Genomic DNA, 23,041 nt, shown 5'->3' on the forward strand with positions numbered 1-23,041 from the left:
ATTTATGGAACTTTCCGCCAAAGGGCGCGGCGGGTCTTTGCGCCGTCGGGCGCGGGTGCCGTGCCGGGCCGTACGTCGGGCCCCGAGCGTCACGCCAGAGTGACGTTCCGCGTCGAGAGCCACGCTGGCGTGACGCTCGGCGGGGCGGCTCAGGCGACGCCAGGGTCGGAGGTCTGCTTCGGCGCGGCCTGGACGTCGTCGATCTTGTACTGGCGCGCCGCCGCGAGCGGCACGGACGGGTCGATCTCTCCGTCGCGGGCCAGCGCCTCGAGCACCGCAACCACCTGCGACTCCGCGTCGGTATTGAAGTAGCGCCGGGCCGCCGGGCGGGTATCGGAGAAGCCGAACCCGTCGGTGCCCAGCGTCACGTAGGTGCCGGGCACCCAGGGCCGGATCTGCTCGGGCACCCCGCGCATCCAGTCCGAGACGGCGATCACCGGCCCGGTGGCGCCTTCGAGGGCTTTGGTGATGTACGGGACGCCGGCCGGCTTGTCGGGATGACGCAGCTGCGCCTGCTGGATCGCCAGCCCGTCGCGATTGAGCTCACCCCAACTGGTCACCGACCACACGTCGGCGGCGACGTCCCACTCGGCGGCCAGCATCTCGGCGGCCTTCACCGCCGACGGCATCGCCACCCCGGAGGCCAGGATTTGCGCGGTGTTGGCGCGCCGCTCGCTGGCCGCCTGGTAGCGGTAGATCCCGCGCAGCACGCCCTCGGGATCGAGGTTGTGCGGCTCGGCCGGCTGTACGTAGGGCTCGTTGTAGATGGTGATGTAGAAGTAGATGTTCTCCGGGTTGGGGCCGAACATCCGGGCCAGCCCGCTCTCGACGATGTAGGCGATCTCGTAAGCGAACGCCGGATCGTAGGAGACGACCGCCGGGTTCGTGGCGGCCAACAGCAGCGAGTGACCATCGGCGTGCTGCAAGCCCTCACCGGTCAGCGTGGTGCGACCGGCGGTGGCCCCCAACACAAATCCGCGTGCCATCTGGTCGGCCGCGGCCCACAGTCCGTCGCCGGTGCGCTGGAACCCGAACATCGAGTAGAAGATGTAAAGCGGGATCATCGGCTCGTTGTGCGTCGCGTACGACGTCCCGGCCGCCGTGAACGACGCCGTCGAACCGGCCTCGTTGATACCCTCGTGCAGGATCTGGCCGACTTCACTTTCCTTGTACGCCAACATCAAGTCGGCGTCCACGGCCGTGTAGAGCTGGCCGAGGCGGTTGTAGATCTTCAGCGACGGGAACCACGAGTCCATGCCGAACGTACGGGCCTCGTCGGGAATGATCGGTACGATGCGCGGGCCAATCTCTTTGTCCCGCATCACTTCTTTGAAGGTACGCACCAGTGCCATCGTGGTGGCGACCTCTTGGTGACCCGAGCCCTTTTTCAGCGGGGCGTAGATGTCGCGGCTCGGTAGCTTGAGCACCTTGGCTTTCGTCGGGCGTTCGGGCAGGAAGCCGCCCAGCTGGCGACGCCGGTCCAGCATGTAGCGGATCTCCGGAGCGTCGGGTCCCGGGTGGTAGTAGGGCGGAAGGTAGGGGTCTTCCTCCAATTGCGCGTCGCTGATCGGAATCCGGATGGCGTCGCGGAAATACTTAAGGTCTTCAATCGCAAGCTTTTTCATCTGGTGCGTGGCATTACGGCCCTGGAAGTGCGCGCCCAGCGAGTAGCCCTTGATGGTCTTGGCGAGAATCACCGTCGGCTGTCCCTTGTGGTCGACGGCGGCGCGGTAGGCCGCATAGACCTTGCGGTAGTCGTGGCCACCGCGCTTGAGATTCCAGATCTCCGAATCGGTCATCGATTCGACGAGCGCCTTGGTGCGCGGATCGCGGCCGAAGAAATGGTCGCGGACATAAGCGCCGTCATTGGCCTTGTAGGTCTGGTAATCACCGTCGGGCGTGGTGTTCATCAGGTTCACCAGCGCGCCGTCGCGGTCGGCGTGCAGCAGGGCGTCCCACTCGCGGCCCCAGACCACCTTGATCACATTCCAGCCGGCGCCGCGGAAGAATGACTCCAGCTCCTGAATGATCTTGCCGTTGCCGCGCACCGGGCCGTCTAGGCGCTGCAGGTTGCAGTTGATGACGAACGTCAGGTTGTCCAGCGCCTCGTTGGCAGCCACCTGGATCAGGCCGCGGCTCTCCGGTTCGTCCATCTCGCCGTCGCCGAGGAACGCCCACACATGTTGATCCGAGGTGTCCTTGATGCCGCGGTCGTGCAGGTAGTGGTTGAAGCGGGCCTGGTAGATGGCGTTCATCGGGCCCAGGCCCATCGACACCGTCGGGAACTCCCAGAAGTCGGGCATCAGCCGCGGGTGGGGATAGGACGGCAGCCCGCCGCCGGGATGGCTGTGCTCTTGCCGGAAGCCGTCGAGTCGGTCAGCGCTCAGCCGGCCTTCCAGGAATGCGCGGGCATAGATGCCCGGGGACGCGTGGCCCTGGATGAACACCTGGTCGCCGCCGCCGGGATGCTGCTTGCCCCGGAAGAAGTGGTTGAAGCCGACCTCATACAGCGCCGCTGAGGAGGCGTACGTCGAAATGTGGCCGCCCACGCCGATTCCCGGACGCTGGGCGCGGTGCACCATGATGGCGGCGTTCCAGCGGATCCAGGCCCGGAAGCGGCGCTCGACGTCCTCATCGCCGGGGAACCACGGCTCCAGCTCGGTCGGGATGGTGTTGACGTAGTCGGTCGACGTCAGCGCCGGCAGCGACACCCGCTGTTCGCCCGCTCGTTCCAGCAACCGCAACATCAGGTAGCGGGCCCGCGCGGGACCCGAGCGCTCCAACAGCTCGTCGAAGGACTCCAGCCACTCCGACGTTTCCTCCGGATCGATGTCGGGTAGATACGACGCGACGCCGTCTCGGATCACCCGGACGCGATCGGGTTCGCTTCCGTTGCTTGGGGTTTTGGCCAGGTCGTGGCGTGCGAACTCGGTCGTCAACTTCCGCTCCTGTTGTTGGCGGTTTCCTGCACGGGTGTTCGTCTTCCTATCGTGCCGTACCGGCGCCTCGGGCGGGTAGCCGCAATCGGATCGCCGGCGAACATCACCCGGCGACACGAAACCGCGGTGCGTTGACGGCGCCGGCAATCGCCACCCGGTAACGTCAGAAACCGTGCTCACCGGATGGAAAGTCGTCCCCGGCACGCGCGGGGGACAGTTCCCCAAGCGTGGCGTGCTCGCGCTTGGCTGCATCGCCACCGCGCTGATGGGCATTGTGGGGTGTACCACCGTCACCAACGGCACTGCCGCACCCGACACGAAGGTGGCCCCCGCCTACCGGCAGTCGGTCTCGTCGTCGGTGTCGGCCTCGATCGCAACGTCGAGCGTCCGGGAGTCCCAGCGGCAGCAATCGCTGACCACCAAGGCGGTGCGCAGTTCGTGCGACTCGTTGGCCACGACGAGCAAGGAAGCCATCGACAAGGTGAACGCGTACGTCGGGGCGTTCAACGGCGGCCGCGGCACCGGCCCGTTCGAGGGTCCGGCCATCGACGCCCTCAACAACAGCGCCTCGACGGTGAGCAACAATTTCAACGATGCGCTATCGGCCCAGCTGAAGGACGCGTTCAACGCGTACATCGACGCCGCGCGCGGCGTCGCCAACGCGATCGGCACCCACGCGGGGACCGGTGAATTCAACCGTCGAGTCGATCAACTCAACGACACCAAGACCAAGGCGCTGAAACTGTGCCTGGCGTCGTTCTGAGGCGGAGTGTGAACCAGCTTCTGGCTGTGCGACGATAATCCCCAATCGCATGGCGCGCAGGTTGTGTTAGGAGGTCCCACGGTGGTCGCGGCGGATGACGCCTCGAACTTCGCTCGCAAGCTGGGCGTCCAACGAGACCAGGTTGTCCAGGAGTTCGGTTGGGACGAGGACACCGATGACGACATCCGCGCGGCGGTCGAGGAGGCCTGCGGTTCCGAGTTGCTCGACGAGGACACCGACGAGGTGGTCGACGTTGTGCTGCTGTGGTGGCGAGATGGCGACGGTGACCTGGTGGACACCCTGATGGACGCCATCAGCCCGCTGGCTGAGGATGGCGTGATCTGGGTGCTGACGCCCAAGACCGGCAAGCCCGGGCACGTGCTGCCGGCCGAGATCGCCGAAGCGGCTCCGACCGCCGGCCTGATGCCGACGTCGTCGGTCAACCTGGGGGACTGGAGCGCCAGCCGGCTGGTGCAGCCGAAGTCGCGGGCGCACAAGCGCTGATGCTGCCCGTCGGGACGCCAGCCCCCGATTTCACCCTGCGTGACCAGAACCAGCAGCGCGTCACGCTGAGCAGCTATCGCGGGGGCAAGAACGTGTTGCTGGTCTTCTTCCCGTTGGCGTTCACCCCGATCTGTCAGGGTGAGCTGGACTTGTTGCGCGAGCACCTGCCCGAATTTGAGAACGACGAGAGCGCGGTGCTGGCCATCTCGGTGGGGCCACCGCCGACGCACAAGGTCTGGGCCGGCCAAAGCGGCTTCACCTTTCCGGTGCTGTCGGATTTCTGGCCCCACGGCGAGGTCAGCCAGGCCTACGGCGTCTTCAATGACCAGGCCGGCTACCCGAACCGTGGCACCTTCGCCGTCGACCGGTCCGGGATCATCCGGTTCGCCGAGATGAAAGAGCCCGGCCAGACTCGCGATCAGCAGTTGTGGACGGAGGCGCTAGAAGTGTTGCGCGCCTGAGTGTTTCGTTCTTCGGCGATTACGAGCGCGTCCATCAGGGCGCCGATCACGGGGGCGGCGGCGGGCAGGTGGCGACTTCTGGGGGCAGCAGCCCGAAATCCATCAGACTTTGCTTTCGTCATACATCTGACCAGCGCGTCCGGCGACCATCGTGTGCCGAACGACGGCGGTCTCATCCGGGACGGACTTCTGCATTTTTCGCCCTAATCAGCGAGGAACTACTGCGTTCGCGTGGTGAGCGTTTTGGGTGGCAGGCCCGCGCCAGGTAACCTGCTGCGGGCATAGAGGGCGCGTAGCTCAGTGGTAGAGCTCTGGTTTTACACACCAGCGGTCGGCGGTTCGATACCGTCCGCGCCCACCGGTCAATGTCTCGCGCCGTGATATGTTCGGCGGCGTGAATATCGGCGTACGCGCGTATTGGCGCTTTATCGTGGCTCCGGGTGGAGCCGTGGATAGAGCGTCTGGCTGACGTAAATACACGACCGATACCCGGAGCCCGGCAGTGACCACAAGGTCGCTGCTTTTTTCGTCTCCGGGCAGCGGAATCAGGGGCGTGTCCGGAGAGCCGTACAGGAAGGCACACTCCACTATGTCGATCACAAACCGTGTCATGACAACCGTCCGTACCTCGGACCGTCGAATCATCTCGCTCCGAGAACTACCGGCGCCCAACGTGATTCGCGCCGAACTACCGTTGAAACCTGCGCTTGCCGAGGCGGTTCAACAGGATCGTGACGACATCGTCGAGATTCTGGCCGGTCGCGATGATCGCCTGCTTGTCGTGGTCGGGCCGTGCTCGGTGCACGATCCGATCGCCGCGCTGGACTACGCACATCGACTCGCGCCATTGGCCGCCGAGCACTCCGACCGGCTGAAAATCGTGATGCGCGTGTACTTCGAGAAACCGCGCACCACGGTCGGATGGAAGGGGCTCATCAACGATCCCGGCATGGATGGCAGCTTCGACGTGGAACGCGGGTTGCGGACCGCGCGATCGCTGCTGCTGGATATCGTCGAACTCGGCCTTCCAGTGGGGTGTGAGTTCCTCGAGCCCACCAGCCCGCAGTACATCGCCGATGCGGTTGCTTGGGGGGCGATCGGCGCTCGAACCACCGAGTCGCAGATACATCGCCAGTTGGCGTCGGGCCTATCGATGCCGGTCGGATTCAAGAACGGCACCGACGGGAACGTCCAGGTCGCGATCGACGGTGTAAAAGCGGCAGCGGCGTCGCACAGTTTCTTCGGCGCCGACGACTTCGGCCGCGTTGCCGTTGTCGAAACCGCCGGCAATCCGCACTGCCATGTGATCCTCAGGGGTGGATCGAGCGGACCCAATTGCGATGCCGCCTCGGTGTTCACCACCGTTGCTCGACTACGCAAAGCGGGGTTATCCGAACGGGTCATGATCGATTGTTCGCACGCCAACTCCGGTAAAGACCACGTCCGGCAGGCTCAGCTCGCGGCCGCGGTAACTGCACGCATAACCGCGGGCGAACGCGGCATTGCCGGCCTGATGCTGGAGAGCTTCCTGGTGGCCGGTGCCCAATCCGACCGAGGCGAACTGGTTTACGGCAAATCCGTGACCGATCAGTGCATGGACTTTCCCACCACGGCGGCGTTGCTGGCAGGCCTGGCCGGTCGCCGGGCCTAGCTCGTAGGTAGGGTCTAAATACCCTACCCCCCTGGGGTAACTGGTGTAGCGTCAGAGTTCTCGAAGCCCGACAACTCTGGAATGGAGAAGTTCGATGCCATATCAAGCCAAGACCAAGATCGCGCTGATCGGTGGCGCAGCCGCGATTGCGTTAGGTGCCGGAGTCGGCGGCGGCGTGTTGTTAAGCAATGCAACAACACTGACACCAATCGCGACCCCCACATCCACCGTGGCGCCAGCGCCAACACCGTCCACCGACAATGCTGTTCCCGGTGGCAGCAACGGTTGCATCGCCGGTCTCAACTGCGGTCCGGTCCCGACGCCGCCCAAGCCGGCACCAACGCGCCCGTAACCACACGGCGTCGGGCACGCCATGGCGGCACAACGATCGGACACTCGCGTGATCCGTACCTGGCGGACGCCATCTGCGGGATTGAGCGGAAGGACAAAGAGTCGAATGACCAGTGAGAAAACCGATTTCGGCATCATCGTTGGTGTTGACGGATCGGTGTCGTCCGATGCGGCGGTGCAGTGGGCTGCCCATGAAGCACAGTTGCGCAACTGCCGGCTGACCCTGGTGTATGCGGCGGCCCCACCAATCCCGTCGTGGCCGGCCGGCCAAATGCGAGCAGAGTTACGCCGACGCCAGGAGCTCGATGCGCGCAGGATCCTCGACGACGCGGTCCGGATTGTCAACGCCACGGCCGCCGACGGCAGCCCGGCCGACGTCGACAGTCGAGTCGTTGCTTCGCCACCGGTGCCCACTTTGGTCGACATGTCCAAAGACGCGGCATTGGTGGTGGTCGGCGCGCGTGGGCTGGGCACGGTGGGCCGCCTGCTGCTGGGATCGGTCAGTACCGGGCTGCTACATCACGCCGACTGTGCTGTTGCCGTGATCCACTCCGAGGCGTCCCGTCGATCGCGCGACTCTCGGGCCCCGGTGTTGCTGGGCGTGGACGGATCCACGGCGTCGGAGCTGGCCACCGCGATCGCGTTCGAGGAAGCGTCGATGCGTGAGACGACATTGGTGGCGCTGCACGCGTGGAGCGATGCCGACAGGGCGAGTGTCTCGAGCCTGGAGGAGTCGGCCCTGCGGTCGGCGGCTGAGGAAGTCCTTGCTGAGCGGTTGGCGGGCTGGCGGGAACGCTATCCCGATGTCAACGTCACCCGCATCGTGGAGTACGGATCTGCGGCCACCCACCTGCTGGAGCATTCCAAATTCGCCCAGCTGGTCGTCCTCGGTAGTCATGGCCGTGGCGGGGTCGCCGGAATGCTACTCGGATCGGTCAGTTCTGCAGTGGCACAAGGGGTTCAGGTGCCGGTGATTGTCGCTCGCGGCGGCCAACAGTAGCGGTTCCCATGGGCGGCGGCAATTCCCGGTGATCGGCTTGGCGCGTTCGATGTCGGCAGCGGCAGGCGCAATCCTGGTCGCGGCCGCCGTCGTTGGGGTCATCATCCTGGCCCACCGCGACCGGGGCGGTGCGTCGGCCGGCGATGCGGTCAAGAGCTACCTGCAAGCGCTGGCCCGCGGAGACGCCGAGACCGCGTTGTCTTACGGCATAGATCGGCCGGCCACCACAGGGTTCCTGACCGCAGACATCCTCAAACGGCAAGGTGCGCGTTGGCCGATCCGCAATATCACAATCCTGCATGACAATTCCTCGGCGCCGGGTGCGGCGTTGAGCATGGCTCAGGTGCATGCGAGCGCGACGTTCGGCGACCAGACCTCCGATGTGATCTTGCATTTGAGGATGGATCACCAGCGCTGGAAGCTCACCTCGCCGGCGATCAAATTCACTCCCGGCCTGGGTGCGTCGATGGGCAATGCAGCCGCGAAAACCGTGACCGTATTCGGCGAGCCGATCGGCAACTCCACGGTGTATGTGTTCCCCGGCTGGATCGATATCGGCAGCACCAACCCCTACCTGACGGTGACCGTGCCACCGCTTCTGCTCGACCAGTTGACGATGGCGGCTCCATTCTGGGTCCATCCCACGTTCGCGGTGGCCGATCAGGGACGCGAAGCGGTCGGCGCGCAGTTAACCGCCACGATGGCGAACTGCCAACGGTCTAGCCTGCTGGCACCGCCGGGATGTCCGGTACATCTTAATTCCAGCGGCCTGGCCGAGGGCACTGCGGAATGGGGAACCGCCGATTCCCGTGCGGTCACGCTCGACACCGTTGACCCATACCGGTTGACCGTGAGGTTCGACGCCCGCATCACCGTGCCGGTCACCGTAAAAACCAGGGGCGGGGCAACCGAACAGAACGTCGTCACCGATGCGGTGTCGGGAACCGCGGACCTGGCCAAGGTCCCGCCAGACCTCGTATTCGGCTAAACCACCACACCAGCGGTCGTCGGTTTGACGCCGTCCGCGTTCCCCGAGATCGATCTTCTGCGCCGCGGCGTCCGGTGGTGGCACTGTGGGAATATGCGTGCGCACACCGCTGCTAGCAATTCCAGGTGCGTTTGTGGCCGGCACGGTTTTGAGCGGCCGTGGCAGCGGATAGCCGCAAGGGCACTCTCACGACGAAGGTGCCAGGATGCCGTCTGAACATGCGCCGCCCCCGCCCAAATCCACGCCGGGGTGGTACCCGGACCCCGCCGGGGTCGGCCACGGGTTGCAGCGCTACTTCGACGGCCGCAACTGGACCAGCGATTGGGCCTTTTCCACCGAGCCGCCGACGCCGCTTGCCACAGAGCCGACGAAAGACGCATCCGGAAAGGCGGCCCTGGCGTTGGCGGCACTCGCCGCGCTCGTCGTCCTGATCATCGTCGGCAAAAGTTGGAGCTTCGGCGATAGGAACGACAGCCAGTCGACGTCGGGGTCGAACGGTCCGGCGGCGGCTGGACCGTCGACACTGACCGAGGCGATGCCACCGACCCCGACCGGCCCCAAGAAGCCGGACGGAGTCACCTACACCATTTCTCCCGGCCCGAATGGCGATGTCGTCGAGGCCCGATTCGCGATTCGCGACAATTACACCGAGACGATGATCAAGGACGGTGCGCGCCGCGACACCATCGACATTCTCAGATACGCGCGAGCGACCTACCCTGACGCCTCCGCGGTGAACGTTCAGGGCACCTTCCCGATGACCGACCCGTACGGCAACACCTCGACTCAGGTGGCTATCGACCTCACGTATTCGCGAGCTACGTTGAACAAGATCAACTTTGACGGCGTGAGCAAAATCAGCATCTGGGAGATTCGCGATTCCGGTTCTGTTCTTCCGGCATTCGAGCCCTAACGGACGCACCCTGCCACACTGGGCTTCGCAGGTTGTGCAGAGGAAGAGGGTGCGTGAAATTCGTGCTGGCCGGCTATGGCACTCGCGGTGATGTCGAGCCGTTCGCCGCGCTCGCTCGCGAGCTGCGCGGCCGGGGCCATGACGTGTGCCTGGCGGTGCCGCCCTGGATGCTCGGCTTCGTCGAGTCGACCGGGCTCGACGCGGTCGCGTTCGGCACCAACCCGCCGCCGCTGGGCGGGGTCGACGACGTCGTGCGGCGCGTCACCGGGATCCTGGCGGACTGGAGCACCGGCTTCACGGCGCTGGCGAACGAGGCCGACCTGCTGGTGACCGGCAAGGGCGAGCAACGAGTGGCCGCCAACGTCGCGGAATACTACGGAATCCCGCATGCGGCATTGCATTTCTTCCCTGGCGACCCCGCGCTCCCAGGCGGCTTGATGGGAGAGCTGACGCAACGCGCGCACGACGCTCAGCGTCGCGATCTGGGCTTGCCGCACGTCGCCGCGCCCGCCCGAGAACCCTTGGAAATCCAGGCATATGAGGAGTTCTGCTTTCCCGGGCTGGCCGCCGAGTGGGCGCGACAGGGTAAGCGACGGCCCTTCGTCGGGGCGCTGACGATGCAGTTGCCGACGGACGCCGACGACGAGGTGTTGTCGTGGATCGCCGCGGGAACACCGCCGATCTACTTCGGCTTCGGCGGCGCCATCACGCTGCCCGATCCCGCCCAGACGGCCGCGATGATCTCCGCCGCCTGCGCGCAGTTGGGCGCGCGGGCGTTGATCGGTGGCGGCCTGCCCGGCATTGCACCTGCCGGCCACGTGAAATTCGTGGACGCGGTGAATCACGCGGCGATTTTCCCGGCCTGTCGAGCGGTCGTCCACCATGGCGGTGCCGGAACCACGGCCGCCGCCATGCGCGCCGGCGTTCCGACATTGATCCTGTGGCAAGCCAGCGACGATCAACCGGTGTGGGGGGCGGCGGTCACCCGGCTCGGAGTCGGCTTCGGGCGCGAATTCTGGTCCACCACTTCGGATTTGCTGATCGCCGGGCTGCGCTCTGTTCTCGCGCCGGACTGCGTTGCGCGAGCCCGCGAGCTAGCGACCGCCACGACCGAACCCGCCGAAAGCGTTGCGAGGGCAGCCGATCTTCTCGAGGACGCCGCCGGTGCAGGACGGGGCGGCTAGGCCGCGACGACGGGTGAATGCGCGGTAGCCGTTCGGATAACGCGGTGTTCCGTTGTCCCTGCTTGCCTGGGTATGGCATTGTCTGGGAGCGTGAGCGAGGTACCCGGTTCTCAGAGCGCCAGTGCGGCCCACACGGCAGCTGGCGTCGGGCCGCTGTCGGCGGCGAATCAACCGGCTACCAAGGCCGATCTGTACGCCGCCGTCGATGCCTTGCGCGCCGACATGCGCGAGCTGATGAACGAGGTCCGCAAGCTGATTCAGGAAGCGGATCGTCAGGTGACCGACGCCGAGCGCGCGACGGGCGACGATCGCGACGGTCTCGACGACGCATGGTGATGAGTCTCAGTCGGCGGGATCGTCGCGCTGTGCCGGTGTTATAGCACCCTAACCAGCCGATCCGCCGCTCGAAAGACGCTCGTTCAGTTGATGTTTCACAATCCGCAACACATCTTTCGCAGCTCGTACTTACAGTCAGCCAACGCCGCGCGCCGGCGGTACGATCTTGCTATGTCGTTGGCCAGCGGCAGTGCGATTGCCAGGCGCATCGTCCTGCGGCTGCTGGGATGCATTGAGATGGACGAGGTTCACTTCGCCCGTCATCTCCGTTTGCCCGGCGGCACATCGCTCAGGGTGCCGAGCGCCGGCGCCTTCGCCGGACGACGCCTGCTGCCGATGTCTCCTGAGAGACGGATCCGGCGCCCGTCAACGACGACACCCGCAGGCGATCACACCTGCGGCCTAGGTGATTATCCGAAGTCCGTCGGGACGGGCTCTTGCAGAATGGAAGCCCTCTCATGTTGACCGGCACCTCCCGATTCAATGGCATCACCAGCTATGTCGGCATTCCGATTGCCGCCATCGCTTTGCTCGGCAGCGTTGCAATAGTGCGCGGCGGTGCAGCAGCGGCTGACCCAAACGACGACCATTTTCTGGCGCTTCTCGATGATGAAGGCGTCCCCGCCGTGGCAGGCGTGCCAAGCCTCGTCGAGACGGCTCACAAGGTTTGTCAGGCACTGGATAACGGCACGCCGGCGAACCGCGTTGTGGACACTCTGGTTGACAATGCCGTGAGCGATGATCCGTCCCAGAGCCAGATCGCCCGCGGCCCCCTCACACGCACCGAGGGGCGCTTCGTCATTGCAGCAGTCGGGGCCTACTGCCCATACGACAAGAGCAAACTCGCGGTCCTCATCACCCGTCCCAAAGCGGGATGGAATGAGCCGACCCGGCGGGCCGCCGACGGCATTCGCCCGGCGGGTTTTCCGGTTCATGGCAGCGCGCCCGTCTCGCTGATCGGAATTGTTCGCCCCGCGGGGATCGCCGATCCGGACCCGCCGACGATTCCCGAACCACCGCCTTTGGCGCACCTCCAGGCACCACCGCCGCCGATCGCGGCACCGCCTCGACCACAGCAGCCGCTGCCTCAACGTTTGCCTGCGCCTCCGCCACAGGAGCCACTGCCTCCGCAACAGTTGCCTGCGCCTCCGCAACAGCTGCCGCCCGCGCCGCAGGAGCCACCGCCTCCTCCGCAACAAGTGGCGCCGCGTCCGCCACAGGAACCGCCGCCTCCGCCACAGGAACCGCCGCCGCCTCCTCCGCAACAGTTGCCGCCACCCTCGCCGCCCGCGCCACCGCCTCCGCCGACTTCGCCACCGAAGGAGCCGGGGTTGATCAGGGTCGCACCTTGAGACCGGGCAGTGCCAACCCCGACCAGCAGCCCGCTCTATTCGCAGAGATCGTCGGCGGGCGGCCGCACCGCGACGGTGTGGAAGATCGGCTGCAGCCCCGCGGGGTCGCCATCCCAGGGCAGGTTTGCCAGCTGACGGCGGCTGCGCCGGCCGCCGAAGACGCGTAGCGCCTCGAAATCGCTGATTTCAAGCCCGATTTGGCCGGGCGCCGTGGCGGGGTCGCCGAGTTGCGTGGTTCCCGTGGTCGGGGTCGTCAACCGCAGGCATGGATACCCATTGCGCCGGATGGTCCGGTCGATCATGGTCGTCAAGAATCCGACGGCCACTGCGAAAGCCGGATCCGCTGTCCGAGCACCGGGTTCGCCGAGCCCGCCCCGGATGTCGTGTTCATGGGTAAGGGCGTCGAAAACTGCCTGGGCACCAACGAGTTTCGGGCTATCGGTCAAGAATTCGACGACGGTCTCGGTGGCCGTCGCCCACAGGTCGAGCACCTCGTTAAGGCTGCGATCGGCCAGCCGGTCGAGCTGGGCTCGGGTCCATTCGTCGGTGCCCACATTGGCGAGGTTGGCCGCGACCGCGTCCTGGGCGGTACCGGCCAGGTGGCACACCGTCTGGCGAACGGACCAACCGGGGCAGGCCGGCACGGCGCGCTCGCATAGGTCGGTGCGGCCCCGCAGCAACGCATCGACGCGCCCCTGCACGGTACGGTACGCCGCCGCGGCGTCGGCGCTGGAGCGCAGGTGACGCCTCGCGCCGGTAGGGATCGCGTCGCTCATGGCGGACACGCTACAGAAATACTAAGAGAACGGTAAGAGCGACGCGGCCGCGACCGGAGCCGGGGCGGCTATCGCCAGGTTCATCGCCGGCGGCACTATGAGTGCGTGAAGCCGTTTCGAATCGACGTTCCCGACGACGTACTCGATGATCTACGGTCGCGCCTGGCGCGCACTCGATGGCCGGAAGCCGAATGTGTGGACGATTGGAGTCAGGGCATTCCGCTGGCCTACACCCGCGAGCTTGCCGACTACTGGGCCAACGAATACGACTGGCGCTCGCGCGAGGCCGCACTCAACCGCTTCGACCAGTTCGTCACCGATATCGACGGGCTGGACATTCATTTCATTCACCAGCGATCGCCGCACTCCGACGCCTTCCCGCTGGTGATCACGCACGGCTGGCCGGGCTCAATTGTGGAGTTTCACAAGGTGATTGAGCCGCTGACCGATCCGGCGTCCGGCCGTGCCGAGGATGCTTTCCACGTCGTGTGCCCGTCGCTGCCCGGATACGGCTTCTCCGGTAAGCCCACCCGCACCGGGTGGGGTGTGGAGAAGACCGCCCAGGCCTGGGATCAGCTGATGGTCGGGCTGGGATATCAGAACTACGGCGCCCAGGGTGGCGACTGGGGGGCGGCGGTCACCACGCAGATCGGCCGAAACCGGGGGCGCTGCACGGCAATTCACCTGAACATGCCGATCGGCCGGCCGGGCAACCTGGACAACCCGACCGAGCAGGAGAAAGCCGCGCTGGCCGCGATGGCCGAGCACCGCGAGTGGGGCACCGGCTATTCCAAGCAGCAGTCCACCCGGCCGCAGACCCTGGGCTACGGTCTGGCCGATTCGCCGGTCGGTCAGTTGGCCTGGATCGTTGAGAAGTTCTGGGCCTGGGCAGACTGCGACGGGCATCCGGAGAACGTCATCAGCCGAGACGAGTTGCTCGACAACGTGATGGTCTACTGGGTCAACAACGCGGCCACGTCGTCGGCGCGGATGTACTGGGAGAGCTTCCGCAACTTCGGCTCGGGCAGTCGAGTCGAATTGCCCACCGGCGTAGCCGCTTTCCCCGGTGAGTTGCTGAAGATGCAGCGCAGCTGGTGCGAGCCGAACTACAACATCACGCACTGGACGGACATGCCGCGCGGCGGTCACTTCGCCGCGTTCGAACAACCCGAGTTGTTCGTCGAGGACGTGCGCGCGTTTTTCGCCACGGTCCGCTGAGCGCTCAGCCTTAATCGGTGCTCGAGTGTGCATTTAACGACGCAACACGCCGGGTGTGCGTCGTGGAGTTCACGCTCGGCGTGTGCGGGGCCCGCTGTGTCAGCCCGGCAGGGCGAAGAACTCCAGCGCAATGCCGTCGGGGTCGCGGAAGCTCAGGCCCGAGCCGTAGGGCGCGTCGATGATGCCGCCGTGGGCGATGCCGAGCTGGTCGAGCCGGGTGATCCAGTCTTCGAGTTCGGCGCGGTTGGCGCAGCCGAACCCGACATGGTCCAGGCCGACGCGATGTTCGCTGAATTTCTCGTCGGGCGCCTCGTGGTCGTGTTGATGGATGCCGAACACGGTGCCGTTGGGCAGCAGCCACACCTGATGGCGGAATCCGGCGTCGGTGTGCTCGTCGAGCATGGGGTCGGTGCCGAGCAGCTTGCGGTACCAAGGACCGCTGACGCCGATGTCACGCACCGTGACTGCGACATGGTTGAGGGCGGGGAAGGTCATGACTCGACTGTACGAGCCGAACGCGCCGACGATGCCTGCTCGTCGCCGGCTAGACAATCCGCCAGCCGCGCCGCGCCCGAAATCGCATGTCCCACAGGTAAAGCTGATAGCCGAAGAGCCACGCGCGGTGCGGGATGAAAAGGTCGGCCAGCCGTAAGGCCGACAGCAGCCACTCGAACCGGCGCTGCTGACGCTGCGACCAGTCCAGCTGCATCATCGCCCGGAACTCCGGGGCCAAGAACCCCGTCGTCGCGAACAGGTTGAGCGGACCGGCCAGCATGCGCAACGGCCACGGCAGAAACGCCATCGCGGCCACGCCGCGCAGGTGCTCGCGCACCGGCGGGTCGATGCGCAGCTCGTCGAGCGAACGCTTCCAGTACTCGTCGAACGCGACGAGGTCCGGCGGCCACATCCGCTCGGGCACCTGCAACGTCGTGCCCAACCGTTTGGCGTCCTGATAGACCGCCTCGGCGCTGACCTCGTCCAGTGGTCCTTTGAGGAACTCGTGCTGATCGACGAAGTAGCGATACAGGCAGGCAGCCACCCACAGCTGCAGCTTGGGGTCGAACGCGTTGTAGGACACCGGGCTGACCGCGGTGGACCGGACCTGGCGGTGCACGACGTCGACGGCGTCACGGATCAACGCCCGGTCGGACTCGGTCCCGATGGTCGCCACCGCCAGGTAGGTGCCGGTGGTGCGGGCCCGCTTGAACGGGTGCTTGTAGACGTTGCCGCTGTCGACCGGGCTCTCCAGCACGCCGTAGCCGACGCCCGGCAAGGACAACTGCATGATCACGTTCGCGGCAGGCAGCAGCAGCGCCGCCGCGTTGAGCAGGTCGGCGACCCGGGTCACGGGCTTCATGCACCCGAGTAGACCAGACGTTAGTTCCGGCCGGAAGTGGGCATCTGTGGACTCATGGACCTCGATACGTCGTCACTGCTGTGGTGGGTACTGGCCGGCACCGCCGTCGCGGCCGCGGTTCTGATCGTCGTGTCGATCGCCTAGCGGCGCGCTCCGCAAGGCGCGTGTGAGACGCTGCCGGGGTGGTTGCGATGCGGACCCGGGTCGCCGGCGTGCTGGTCGGCTACCTGGCCGACCTCGCGCTGAGCGACCCGAAAACGGGCCACCCCGTCGCGGCATTCGGCGACGCGGCCACCAGGCTGGAGCGGTTCACCTATCGCGACGCCAAGATCGCCGGTGCACTGCACGTGGGCCTCGCGGTCGGCTCGGTGGGGCTGATCGGCACGGCCGTGCAGCGGGCCACCGCAAACCGGAACCCGTTGTGGTCGATCGCCGCCACTGCCACCGCGACCTGGGTCGCGGTGGGTGGAACGTCGTTGGCGCGCACCGGCCTGGACATGGCCCAGCTGCTCGATCGCAACGACATCGAAGCCGCGCGCCGGCTGCTGCCGTCCTTGTGTGGGCGTGACCCGTCCCGGCTGGACGGCTCGGGGCTGACCCGCGCGGCGCTGGAGTCCGTCGCCGAGAACACCTCCGATGCGCAGGTGGCGCCGCTGCTGTGGGCGAGCGCGGGCGGGGTGCCCGGTGTGCTGATGTACCGCGCGATCAACACCCTGGACGCGATGATCGGCCACCGCTCACCCCGCTACATCCGATTCGGTTGGGCTGCAGCACGATTGGACGACGCCGCCAACTACGTCGCGGCCCGGGTAACCGCGATGCTCGTGGTGGCGTGCGCACCGCTGGTCGGCGGGTCGCCGGTGGACGCCGCCACGGCCTGGCACCGCGACGCGGTTCGTCATCCCAGTCCCAACGCCGGTGTCGTCGAGGCGGCTTTCGCGGGCGCGCTGGGTGTGCGGCTGGGCGGGCCCACGCAGTATCACCACGAGTTGCAGATCCGCCCGACCCTGGGCGACGGGCGTCAGCCGATCGCGGCCGATCTGCGCCGCGCGGTCGCGCTGTCGCGAGTGGTGCAGCTGGGGGCCGCGGTGTTGCTGGCCGCGCTATCGAGCGTGCGCTTCTACCGGCGGCGGCCGTAGCGGTCGGCGAGTTTCTCCTCGACCGTCAGCGGGGTTTCCGGCGCTTTCGCTTGCTTTTCCTGACGCCGGACCCGGATCTCGGAGTAGGCGAAATAGGCCAGCCCGATCGGCGCCAGGATGCCGAACGAAATCCACTGGATGCCGTAGGACAGGAACGGTCCGGCGTCGAGGTGCGGCACGCCGATCAAGCCGAGACCGCCCGGCTGGCCTTCGACCAGTTGCAGATAGGACCCGGCTAGCGGCACCTTGGTCAGCACCGAAACCTGGTCGGTGTTGATCGAATATACCTGCTGCACACCGTCTCTGGAGAACGGCTCCTTGTCGGTGACCGGGGGCTCGGAGTCACGCAGCCGCGCCGTGATGGTCACCTTGTCCTGCGGGGGACGCGGGATCGGCGGGACATGTGAACCGGGCTCGGGACGCACGTAACCGCGGTCGACGAGCACGGTCGGCCCGTCGTCGACGACAAACGGGACCAGCACCTCGAAGGCCTGATCGCCCTCGACGACCCGCAACCGGGCCAGCACCTCGACGTCGGGCAGGTAGTGCCCGGTCGCGGTCACCCGTCGCCACTGCGCAGCCGGGGCCGACGAATCCTGCTGGGGCAACAAGGTTTTCAAGGGCACCGGCGCGGTGTTCAGCGAGTTCTCGATCTGATGGTTTTCGCGCGACGTGCGGGCGTTCTTTCCCAGCTGCCACGGCGCGAGCACCATGAAGCACAGGTAGGTGAAGGCGATGACCACCAGGATCAGCGCTATCCAGCCGGGCCGGAGCAGGAATGCCAACCGTGCGAGAAAACGCCGCATCAACCGTGCCCGTTTTGCGCTAGCTGTTCGTCGACCCAGTCGTGTAGGCCGGGCAGCGCGGCCTCGATGACGGCCAACACCTCTTCGAAGTCGGCATGGTCGCCGTAGTAGGGATCCTCGACGTCGAGGGCATGGGCGCCCGATCGCGGGTCGAACGAGCGCAACATCCTGATCCGGTCGTTCTCGACACCGAGTTGCTGCAGCATCCGAAGATGGTTGCGGCCCAAGGCCACCACCAGGTCAGCGCCCAGGTGGTCGTCGTTGACCTGCGCGGCGCGGTGAGCGGTGGAGTAGCCGTGGGCCCGCAATACTTTGGCCGCCCGCTCGTCGGCACCACTGCCGACGTGCCAGTTTCCGGTGCCCGCGCTGGTCACCCGCACCGCATCGGCGAGACCGCGCTGCCGCAGCTGATCGGCGAACATCTTCTCGGCCATCGGCGAGCGGCAGATGTTGCCGCTGCACACGAAAGTGACGTGCAATGCCTCAGACACCCAACGCCCTCCGCAGGTCGGCGATCGTCGCCGCGTGGGTGACTCCGGTCACGGCGTATCCGTCGGCGAAGTCCGCCTTGCCGTAGCCCCAGCCGACGACGACCGTGTCGATGCCGTGTGCGGCCGCCCCGTCGACGTCGTGACTGCGATCGCCGACCATCAGCACGCGCTCGGGCAGCGGCTGCAGCTGGGCCAGCGCATGGGCCAGCACCTCTTCCTTGCTGCGGCGAGTACCGTCCGAGCACGCGCCGGCGATGACCTCGAAATGGTGATCGAGCGCGAAGTGGGCAAGGACCCGCCGTGCCGTCGGCTCCAGCTTCGAGGTGGCCACGGCCAGCCGCACCCCGGCCGCACGCAGATCGGCCAGCAGCGGCTCGATCCCCTCGAACAGGCTGTTGTTCGACCAGCCCCGGGCGCCGTACTCGGCCCGAAACGCCGTGAACGCCGCGTCGGCGTCCTCGCCGAGCATCAGCTGGAACGTTTCGTCCATTGGCGGCCCGACGATCTGGGCCACCAGGTCACCCTCGGGCACCGGGGCGCCGACGTGCTCGAGGGCATGGGTGAAGCTGGCGACGATGCCCGCCGCGGAGTCGGTCAGCGTGCCGTCGAGATCGAAGATCACCAGCTGCGGGGCCTGGCCATCGGCCGAAACTGCTCGTGTCACGACACCATTGTCCTAGATGGGCAACATCGCGGTGTGACGGTGTTCCTGCCGGGCTCCCAGGACGGCGCACTAGTGTTTCACGGATGGCGAGTCCGGACCCGAGCCCGCTGGCGATGGCGCGCTATCACGGTGATCAGGCCGCCGCGCCGGGCATGCTCGATTTCGCCGTCAACGTCCGTCATGCGCAGCCGCCGCACTGGCTGGTCGAGCGGCTGGCCGCGCGGCTGCCCGACCTGGCGCGCTACCCCGGCATCGAGGACCTGCACCGGGCGCAATACGCGGTCGCGCGGCGGCACGGCCGGGCCCGCGACGAGGTGCTGCCGCTGGCCGGGGCCGCCGAAGGGTTCGCGCTGCTGCCCAACCTGCGGCCGACCCGGGCGGCGCTGATCGCCCCCTCGTTCACCGAGCCGGCCGTCGCGCTGAGCGCGGCCGGTGTGCCGGTGCACCACGTCGTCCTCGACCCGCCGTTCGGCCTTGACACAGCGTTGGAGGCTCAAGGCGTGCCCGAGGACGCCGATCTCGTCGTGGTGGGCAATCCGACCAACCCGACCGGCGTGCTGCACCGCCGCGAGCAGCTGCTGGCGTTGCGGCGACCCGGACGGATCCTGGTGGTCGACGAGGCGTTCGCCGATTCGATTCCCGGCGAGCCGGAGTCGCTGGCCGCGGACTCGCCGGCCGACGTCCTGGTGCTGCGCAGTCTGACCAAGACCTGGGCGCTGGCCGGATTGCGGGTGGGCTATGCATTGGGCGTCCCAGAGCTATTGGCGCGGTTGACCTCCCGGCGCGCGCACTGGCCGGTGGGCACGCTGCAGCTGACAGCCATCGACGCCTGCTGTGCGGCCGACGCGGTTGCCGAGGCGCAAGCCGACGCCGCGCGGCTGATGCTGGTGCGCACCGAGATGGTGGCCGCTCTGACGGCGGTGGGCGCCGAGGTGGTCGACGGCCGCGCCCCGTTTGTCCTCTTCCGCATCCCCGATGCTGTTCGAATGCGAAACGGCTTGCACGACAAGGGGATTGCCGTGCGCCGCGGCGACACGTTCGTCGGCCTCGACGAGAGCTATCTGCGAGTCGCGGTGCGCCGGGAGTGGCCGCTGCTGGTCCAGGCGATCTCGGAGGCCACGCCGGTCTCCAATGCTGGGAGGCAACGGTGAGCGCACGGCTGTCGGACGTCATCGAGGTTTTGGACGAGGCCTACCCGCCGCGGCTCGCCCAATCGTGGGATTCGGTTGGCCTGGTGTGCGGGGACCCCGATGATGTGCTGGATTCGGTGACGATCGCCGTCGATGCCACTCCGGCGGTCGTCGACGAAGTCCCCGAGGGGGGCCTGCTGCTGGCTCATCACCCACTGCTGTTGCGCGGGGTCGACACGGTCGCGGCCAACACGCCCAAGGGCGCGCTGGTGCACCGGCTGATCCGAAGCGGGCGTTCGCTGTTCACCGCGCACACCAACGCCGACTCGGCATCGCCCGGTGTCTCCGACGCGCTGGCGCACGCTCTTGGCCTGACGGTCGAGGCCGTGCTCGAACCCCTTTCGGAGCCCGCCGATCTCGACAAGTGGGTGATCTATGTGCCGCGCGCGAACGCAGCAGCGGTGCAGGCGGCCGTGTTCGAGGCCGGCGCCGGCCACATCGGCGACTACTCGCATTGCAGCTGGAGCGTCAGCGGTATCGGGCAGTTCTTGCCGCACGACGGCGCCACACCCGCGGTGGGCAGCGTCGGGACCGTCGAGCGGGTGGACGAAGACCGCTTCGAGGTCGTCGCACCCGCGCGGGCCCGGGCGGCGGTGCTGGCCGCGATGCGCGCCGCCCACCCCTACGAGGAGCCCGCGTTCGACATTTTCGCCCTGGTGCCTGTGCCGGGTGACGCCGGGTTGGGCCGCATCGGCACACTGTCCAAGTCAGAACCATTGCGCGCCTTTGTCTCCCGGGTTGGTGCCGCGTTGCCGCAGACGTCCTGGGGCGTGCGCGCCGCCGGTGCCCCGGACCGGGTCGTGTCGCGGGTCGCGGTGTGCGGCGGCGCCGGCGATTCGCTGCTGAGCCTTGCTGCCGGCGCCGACGTGCAGGCCTATGTGACCGCCGACCTGCGCCACCATCCGGCCGACGAGCATTGCCGGGGCTCGGACGTGGCGCTGATCGACGTCGCACACTGGGCCAGCGAATTCCCCTGGTGCGCGCAAGCCGCCGAGATACTGCGGTCCCGTTTCGGTGCGCACCTGCCGGTACAGGTGTCCACCACTCGCACCGACCCCTGGAATCTCGGCCACGAGACATGTGGAGATCAATCATGAAAGCCGAAGTAGCACAGCAGCGTTCGCTGTTGGAATTGTCCGAGCTGGACGCGGAGCTGACCCGGATCGCGCATCGGGCGACTCGGCTGCCGCAGCGCGAGGCCATCGAGCGGATGCGCGCCGAACACGACGCCGCCAATAATCGGCTGGGTGCGGTGCGAATCGCGTTGGAGGACTTGGATACTCAGGTGTCGCGCTACGAGTCGGAGATCGCGGCGGTGCGCCAGCGCGAAGACCGCGACCGGTCGTTGCTGGACTCGGGGGCCACCGACGCCAAGCAGCTGGCGGACCTGCAGCACGAACTGGAAACCCTGACGCGCCGTCAGAGCAGCCTGGAAGATTCGCTGCTGGAAGTCATGGAACGTCGCGAGGAGTTGCAGGCCCAGGCGATCGTCGAGCAGGACGCGATGGAGGCGCTGCAGGCCGAGCTGGCCGGAGCGCAGCAGGGCCTCGACGCCGCCCTGGCCGAAATCGACGAGACCCGCCAGGCGCACGCGTCGCAACGGGACCGGCTGGCCGCGGCGCTGGACCCCGCTTTGTCCGCCCTATACGAGCGACAGCGGGCCGGGGGAGGACCGGGCGCCGGGCCGCTGCTCGGGCACCGGTGCGGCGCATGCCGGATCGAGATCGACCGGGGCGAGCTGGCCCGCATTTCGGCGGCGGCCGACGACGACGTGGTGCGCTGCCCGGAGTGCGGCGCGATCCTGTTGCGGGTCAAGGGGCCCGGCCAGTGAAGGTCGTCATCGAAGCCGACGGCGGATCCCGCGGCAATCCCGGGCCGGCGGGCTACGGCGCGGTGGTGCACGCCGAGCATCGCGACACCGTGCTGGCCGAAAGCAAGCAGGCGATCGGCCGGGCGACCAACAACGTCGCCGAATACCGCGGGCTGATAGCCGGTTTGGAAGATGCCGTGCGGCTCGGTGCCCGCGAGGCTGACGTCTTCATGGATTCCAAGCTGGTGGTGGAGCAGATGTCGGGGCGATGGAAGGTCAAGCACCCCGACCTGATCGAGTTGCACGCCGAGGCCCGAAAGCTGGCGGTGCGGTTCGAACGGGTCAGCTACACGTGGATACCGCGCGAACGCAACAAGCATGCCGATCGGCTGGCCAACGAAGCGATGGACGCCGCGGCCGAATTATGTTCGCAGGAAGCCGAATCGGCGATCCCCGAGCCGACGCCGTCCGAATCCGAAGCGAAATCCGCTGTGACACAACCGTCGTCACCGCCCGGCTGGACCGGAGCGCGAGGCGTCCCGACCAGGTTGCTGTTGCTGCGCCACGGGCAGACCGCACTGTCGGTGCAGCGGCGCTATTCCGGGCGGGGCAATCCGGAACTGACCGACCTGGGCCGCCGGCAGGCCCAAGCGGCGGCGCGGTATCTGGCAGGGCGCGGTGGTATCGCCGCGGTGATCTCCTCGCCGCTGCAACGCGCCTACGACACCGCGTCCGCGGCGGCCAAGGCGCTGGGCTTGGACGTGACCGTGGACGACGACCTGATCGAGACCGACTTCGGCGGTTGGGAGGGGCTGACGTTCGCCGAGGCCGCCGAACGCGATCCCGACTTACACACCCGCTGGCTGCGCGACACCAGCACGGAGCCGCCGGGCGGCGAGAGCTTCGATGCCGCGGCCGACCGGGTGTACCAGGCGCGCGAGCGAATCCTGGCCACCCATCCCGGTGCCACGGTGCTGGTCGTATCGCACGTCACGCCGATCAAGATGTTGCTGCGCCTGGCGCTGGATGCCGGGCCCGAGATCCTGTACAGATTGCACCTTGACCTGGCATCCTTGAGCATCGCTGAGTTCTATTCGGACGGGGCATCTTCGGTGCGACTCGTGAATCAGACCGGCTACCTCTAGGCG

The 23,041-nt window shown here is 67.1% G+C and carries 23 protein-coding genes and 1 tRNA gene; 17 read left to right on the forward strand and 7 right to left on the reverse strand.

What is annotated here, in order from left to right; translation table 11 throughout:
- Positions 1-149: 149 nt before the first annotated feature.
- Positions 150-2,939, reverse strand: coding sequence for a pyruvate dehydrogenase (acetyl-transferring), homodimeric type (gene aceE / locus ACAG21_RS08010; RefSeq protein ID WP_370495415.1), 2,790 nt, complete (start codon positions 2,937-2,939; stop codon positions 150-152).
- A gap of 172 nt (positions 2,940-3,111) precedes the next feature.
- Here aceE and ACAG21_RS08015 point away from each other — a divergent pair, with 172 nt between their 5' ends.
- The 11 genes from ACAG21_RS08015 to ACAG21_RS08065 all read left to right on the forward strand — a co-directional run bounded on the left by ACAG21_RS08015 (position 3,112) and on the right by ACAG21_RS08065 (position 12,442).
- A complete protein-coding gene (locus ACAG21_RS08015) occupies positions 3,112-3,702 on the forward strand; it encodes a hypothetical protein (RefSeq protein ID WP_370495416.1) in 591 nt (196 codons plus the stop codon).
- 81 nt (positions 3,703-3,783) lie between these two features.
- The gene (locus tag ACAG21_RS08020) at positions 3,784-4,206 is read left to right on the forward strand and encodes a DUF3052 domain-containing protein (protein WP_370495417.1); all 423 of its coding nucleotides are present in this window, start codon (positions 3,784-3,786) and stop codon (positions 4,204-4,206) included.
- A complete protein-coding gene (locus tag ACAG21_RS08025) occupies positions 4,206-4,667 on the forward strand; it encodes a peroxiredoxin (protein ID WP_370495418.1) in 462 nt (153 codons plus the stop codon). The genes ACAG21_RS08020 and ACAG21_RS08025 overlap by 1 nt, the downstream gene beginning before the upstream one ends.
- Positions 4,668-4,953: 286 nt before the next feature.
- Positions 4,954-5,025: transfer RNA gene (locus tag ACAG21_RS08030), tRNA-Val, on the forward strand.
- Between the two features lie 231 nt (positions 5,026-5,256).
- Positions 5,257-6,318 (forward strand): 3-deoxy-7-phosphoheptulonate synthase, encoded by a 1,062-nt coding sequence (locus ACAG21_RS08035; protein ID WP_370495419.1) that lies wholly within the window; start codon positions 5,257-5,259, stop codon positions 6,316-6,318.
- 457 nt (positions 6,319-6,775) lie between these two features.
- Positions 6,776-7,669, forward strand: a complete 894-nt coding sequence (locus ACAG21_RS08040; RefSeq protein WP_370495420.1) for a universal stress protein — start codon at positions 6,776-6,778, stop codon at positions 7,667-7,669.
- A gap of 49 nt (positions 7,670-7,718) precedes the next feature.
- Positions 7,719-8,657: a hypothetical protein gene (locus ACAG21_RS08045; protein ID WP_370495421.1), complete on the forward strand. Its 939-nt coding sequence runs from the start codon at positions 7,719-7,721 to the stop codon at positions 8,655-8,657.
- A gap of 205 nt (positions 8,658-8,862) precedes the next feature.
- Positions 8,863-9,570, forward strand: a complete 708-nt coding sequence (locus ACAG21_RS08050; RefSeq protein WP_370495422.1) for a DUF2510 domain-containing protein — start codon at positions 8,863-8,865, stop codon at positions 9,568-9,570.
- A 53-nt stretch (positions 9,571-9,623) separates the two neighbouring features.
- Positions 9,624-10,754 (forward strand): glycosyltransferase, encoded by a 1,131-nt coding sequence (locus ACAG21_RS08055; RefSeq protein ID WP_370495423.1) that lies wholly within the window; start codon positions 9,624-9,626, stop codon positions 10,752-10,754.
- Positions 10,755-10,844: 90 nt separating this feature from the next.
- Complete coding sequence (locus tag ACAG21_RS08060; RefSeq protein WP_370495424.1) at positions 10,845-11,090, forward strand: hypothetical protein; 246 nt, start codon at positions 10,845-10,847, stop codon at positions 11,088-11,090.
- Positions 11,091-11,548: 458 nt separating this feature from the next.
- Positions 11,549-12,442 carry a DUF732 domain-containing protein gene (locus ACAG21_RS08065; protein WP_370495425.1) on the forward strand — a complete coding sequence of 298 codons (894 nt, stop codon included), beginning with the start codon at positions 11,549-11,551 and terminating at the stop codon, positions 12,440-12,442.
- Positions 12,443-12,477: 35 nt separating this feature from the next.
- Here ACAG21_RS08065 and ACAG21_RS08070 read toward each other — a convergent pair whose 3' ends face one another.
- Positions 12,478-13,218, reverse strand: coding sequence for a maleylpyruvate isomerase N-terminal domain-containing protein (locus ACAG21_RS08070; RefSeq protein ID WP_370495426.1), 741 nt, complete (start codon positions 13,216-13,218; stop codon positions 12,478-12,480).
- A 105-nt stretch (positions 13,219-13,323) separates the two neighbouring features.
- On the opposite strand from ACAG21_RS08070, the gene ACAG21_RS08075 reads away from it, so the two are divergent.
- Positions 13,324-14,436 (forward strand): epoxide hydrolase family protein, encoded by a 1,113-nt coding sequence (locus tag ACAG21_RS08075; protein ID WP_370495427.1) that lies wholly within the window; start codon positions 13,324-13,326, stop codon positions 14,434-14,436.
- 99 nt (positions 14,437-14,535) lie between these two features.
- Here the strand turns inward: ACAG21_RS08075 and ACAG21_RS08080 are convergent, their stop codons facing one another.
- Both ACAG21_RS08080 and ACAG21_RS08085 read right to left on the reverse strand, forming a co-directional pair.
- Positions 14,536-14,931: a VOC family protein gene (locus ACAG21_RS08080; protein ID WP_370495428.1), complete on the reverse strand. Its 396-nt coding sequence runs from the start codon at positions 14,929-14,931 to the stop codon at positions 14,536-14,538.
- A gap of 49 nt (positions 14,932-14,980) precedes the next feature.
- A complete protein-coding gene (locus ACAG21_RS08085) occupies positions 14,981-15,793 on the reverse strand; it encodes an oxygenase MpaB family protein (RefSeq protein ID WP_370495429.1) in 813 nt (270 codons plus the stop codon).
- Positions 15,794-15,984: 191 nt separating this feature from the next.
- On the opposite strand from ACAG21_RS08085, the gene ACAG21_RS08090 reads away from it, so the two are divergent.
- Complete coding sequence (locus ACAG21_RS08090; RefSeq protein ID WP_370495430.1) at positions 15,985-16,932, forward strand: cobalamin biosynthesis protein; 948 nt, start codon at positions 15,985-15,987, stop codon at positions 16,930-16,932.
- Here the strand turns inward: ACAG21_RS08090 and ACAG21_RS08095 are convergent.
- From ACAG21_RS08095 to ACAG21_RS08105, 3 genes are read right to left on the reverse strand one after another with little or no spacing between them, the layout of a single operon-like run.
- Positions 16,914-17,738 carry an SURF1 family protein gene (locus ACAG21_RS08095; protein ID WP_370495431.1) on the reverse strand — a complete coding sequence of 275 codons (825 nt, stop codon included), beginning with the start codon at positions 17,736-17,738 and terminating at the stop codon, positions 16,914-16,916. The two genes, ACAG21_RS08090 and ACAG21_RS08095, sit on opposite strands and share 19 nt — an antisense overlap.
- A complete protein-coding gene (locus ACAG21_RS08100; RefSeq protein ID WP_370495432.1) occupies positions 17,738-18,229 on the reverse strand; it encodes a low molecular weight protein-tyrosine-phosphatase in 492 nt (163 codons plus the stop codon). Before ACAG21_RS08100 ends, ACAG21_RS08095 begins: the two co-directional genes overlap by 1 nt.
- Positions 18,222-18,893: an HAD-IA family hydrolase gene (locus ACAG21_RS08105; protein ID WP_370495433.1), complete on the reverse strand. Its 672-nt coding sequence runs from the start codon at positions 18,891-18,893 to the stop codon at positions 18,222-18,224. Before ACAG21_RS08105 ends, ACAG21_RS08100 begins: the two co-directional genes overlap by 8 nt.
- Before the next feature lie 83 nt (positions 18,894-18,976).
- Here ACAG21_RS08105 and cobC point away from each other — a divergent pair, with 83 nt between their 5' ends.
- From cobC to ACAG21_RS08125, 4 genes are read left to right on the forward strand one after another with little or no spacing between them, the layout of a single operon-like run.
- Positions 18,977-20,044 carry an Rv2231c family pyridoxal phosphate-dependent protein CobC gene (gene cobC / locus ACAG21_RS08110; protein ID WP_370495434.1) on the forward strand — a complete coding sequence of 356 codons (1,068 nt, stop codon included), beginning with the start codon at positions 18,977-18,979 and terminating at the stop codon, positions 20,042-20,044.
- Positions 20,041-21,180, forward strand: coding sequence for a Nif3-like dinuclear metal center hexameric protein (locus ACAG21_RS08115; RefSeq protein ID WP_370495435.1), 1,140 nt, complete (start codon positions 20,041-20,043; stop codon positions 21,178-21,180). The genes cobC and ACAG21_RS08115 overlap by 4 nt, the downstream gene beginning before the upstream one ends.
- The gene (locus tag ACAG21_RS08120; protein ID WP_370495436.1) at positions 21,177-21,914 is read left to right on the forward strand and encodes a zinc ribbon domain-containing protein; all 738 of its coding nucleotides are present in this window, start codon (positions 21,177-21,179) and stop codon (positions 21,912-21,914) included. Before ACAG21_RS08115 ends, ACAG21_RS08120 begins: the two co-directional genes overlap by 4 nt.
- The gene (locus ACAG21_RS08125; protein ID WP_370495437.1) at positions 21,911-23,038 is read left to right on the forward strand and encodes a bifunctional RNase H/acid phosphatase; all 1,128 of its coding nucleotides are present in this window, start codon (positions 21,911-21,913) and stop codon (positions 23,036-23,038) included. The genes ACAG21_RS08120 and ACAG21_RS08125 overlap by 4 nt, the downstream gene beginning before the upstream one ends.
- The last annotated feature ends 3 nt before the right edge of the window (positions 23,039-23,041 follow it).

The sequence above is a fragment of the Mycobacterium sp. pR1184 genome, from assembly GCF_041287235.1.
GTDB lineage: Bacteria > Actinomycetota > Actinomycetes > Mycobacteriales > Mycobacteriaceae > Mycobacterium.

Coding starts and splice junctions, on each gene's coding strand:
- ACAG21_RS08025 (WP_370495418.1), top strand. CDS start 4,206: ATGCTGCCCGTCGGGACGCCAGCCCCCGATTTCACCCTGCGTGACCAG.
- ACAG21_RS08035 (WP_370495419.1), top strand. CDS start 5,257: ATGTCGATCACAAACCGTGTCATGACAACCGTCCGTACCTCGGACCGT.
- ACAG21_RS08040 (WP_370495420.1), top strand. CDS start 6,776: ATGACCAGTGAGAAAACCGATTTCGGCATCATCGTTGGTGTTGACGGA.
- ACAG21_RS08045 (WP_370495421.1), top strand. CDS start 7,719: ATGTCGGCAGCGGCAGGCGCAATCCTGGTCGCGGCCGCCGTCGTTGGG.
- ACAG21_RS08050 (WP_370495422.1), top strand. CDS start 8,863: ATGCCGTCTGAACATGCGCCGCCCCCGCCCAAATCCACGCCGGGGTGG.
- ACAG21_RS08065 (WP_370495425.1), top strand. CDS start 11,549: ATGTTGACCGGCACCTCCCGATTCAATGGCATCACCAGCTATGTCGGC.
- ACAG21_RS08070 (WP_370495426.1), bottom strand. CDS start 13,218: ATGAGCGACGCGATCCCTACCGGCGCGAGGCGTCACCTGCGCTCCAGC.
- ACAG21_RS08080 (WP_370495428.1), bottom strand. CDS start 14,931: ATGACCTTCCCCGCCCTCAACCATGTCGCAGTCACGGTGCGTGACATC.
- ACAG21_RS08085 (WP_370495429.1), bottom strand. CDS start 15,793: ATGAAGCCCGTGACCCGGGTCGCCGACCTGCTCAACGCGGCGGCGCTG.
- ACAG21_RS08090 (WP_370495430.1), top strand. CDS start 15,985: ATGCGGACCCGGGTCGCCGGCGTGCTGGTCGGCTACCTGGCCGACCTC.
- ACAG21_RS08095 (WP_370495431.1), bottom strand. CDS start 17,738: ATGCGGCGTTTTCTCGCACGGTTGGCATTCCTGCTCCGGCCCGGCTGG.
- cobC (WP_370495434.1), top strand. CDS start 18,977: ATGGCGAGTCCGGACCCGAGCCCGCTGGCGATGGCGCGCTATCACGGT.
- ACAG21_RS08120 (WP_370495436.1), top strand. CDS start 21,177: ATGAAAGCCGAAGTAGCACAGCAGCGTTCGCTGTTGGAATTGTCCGAG.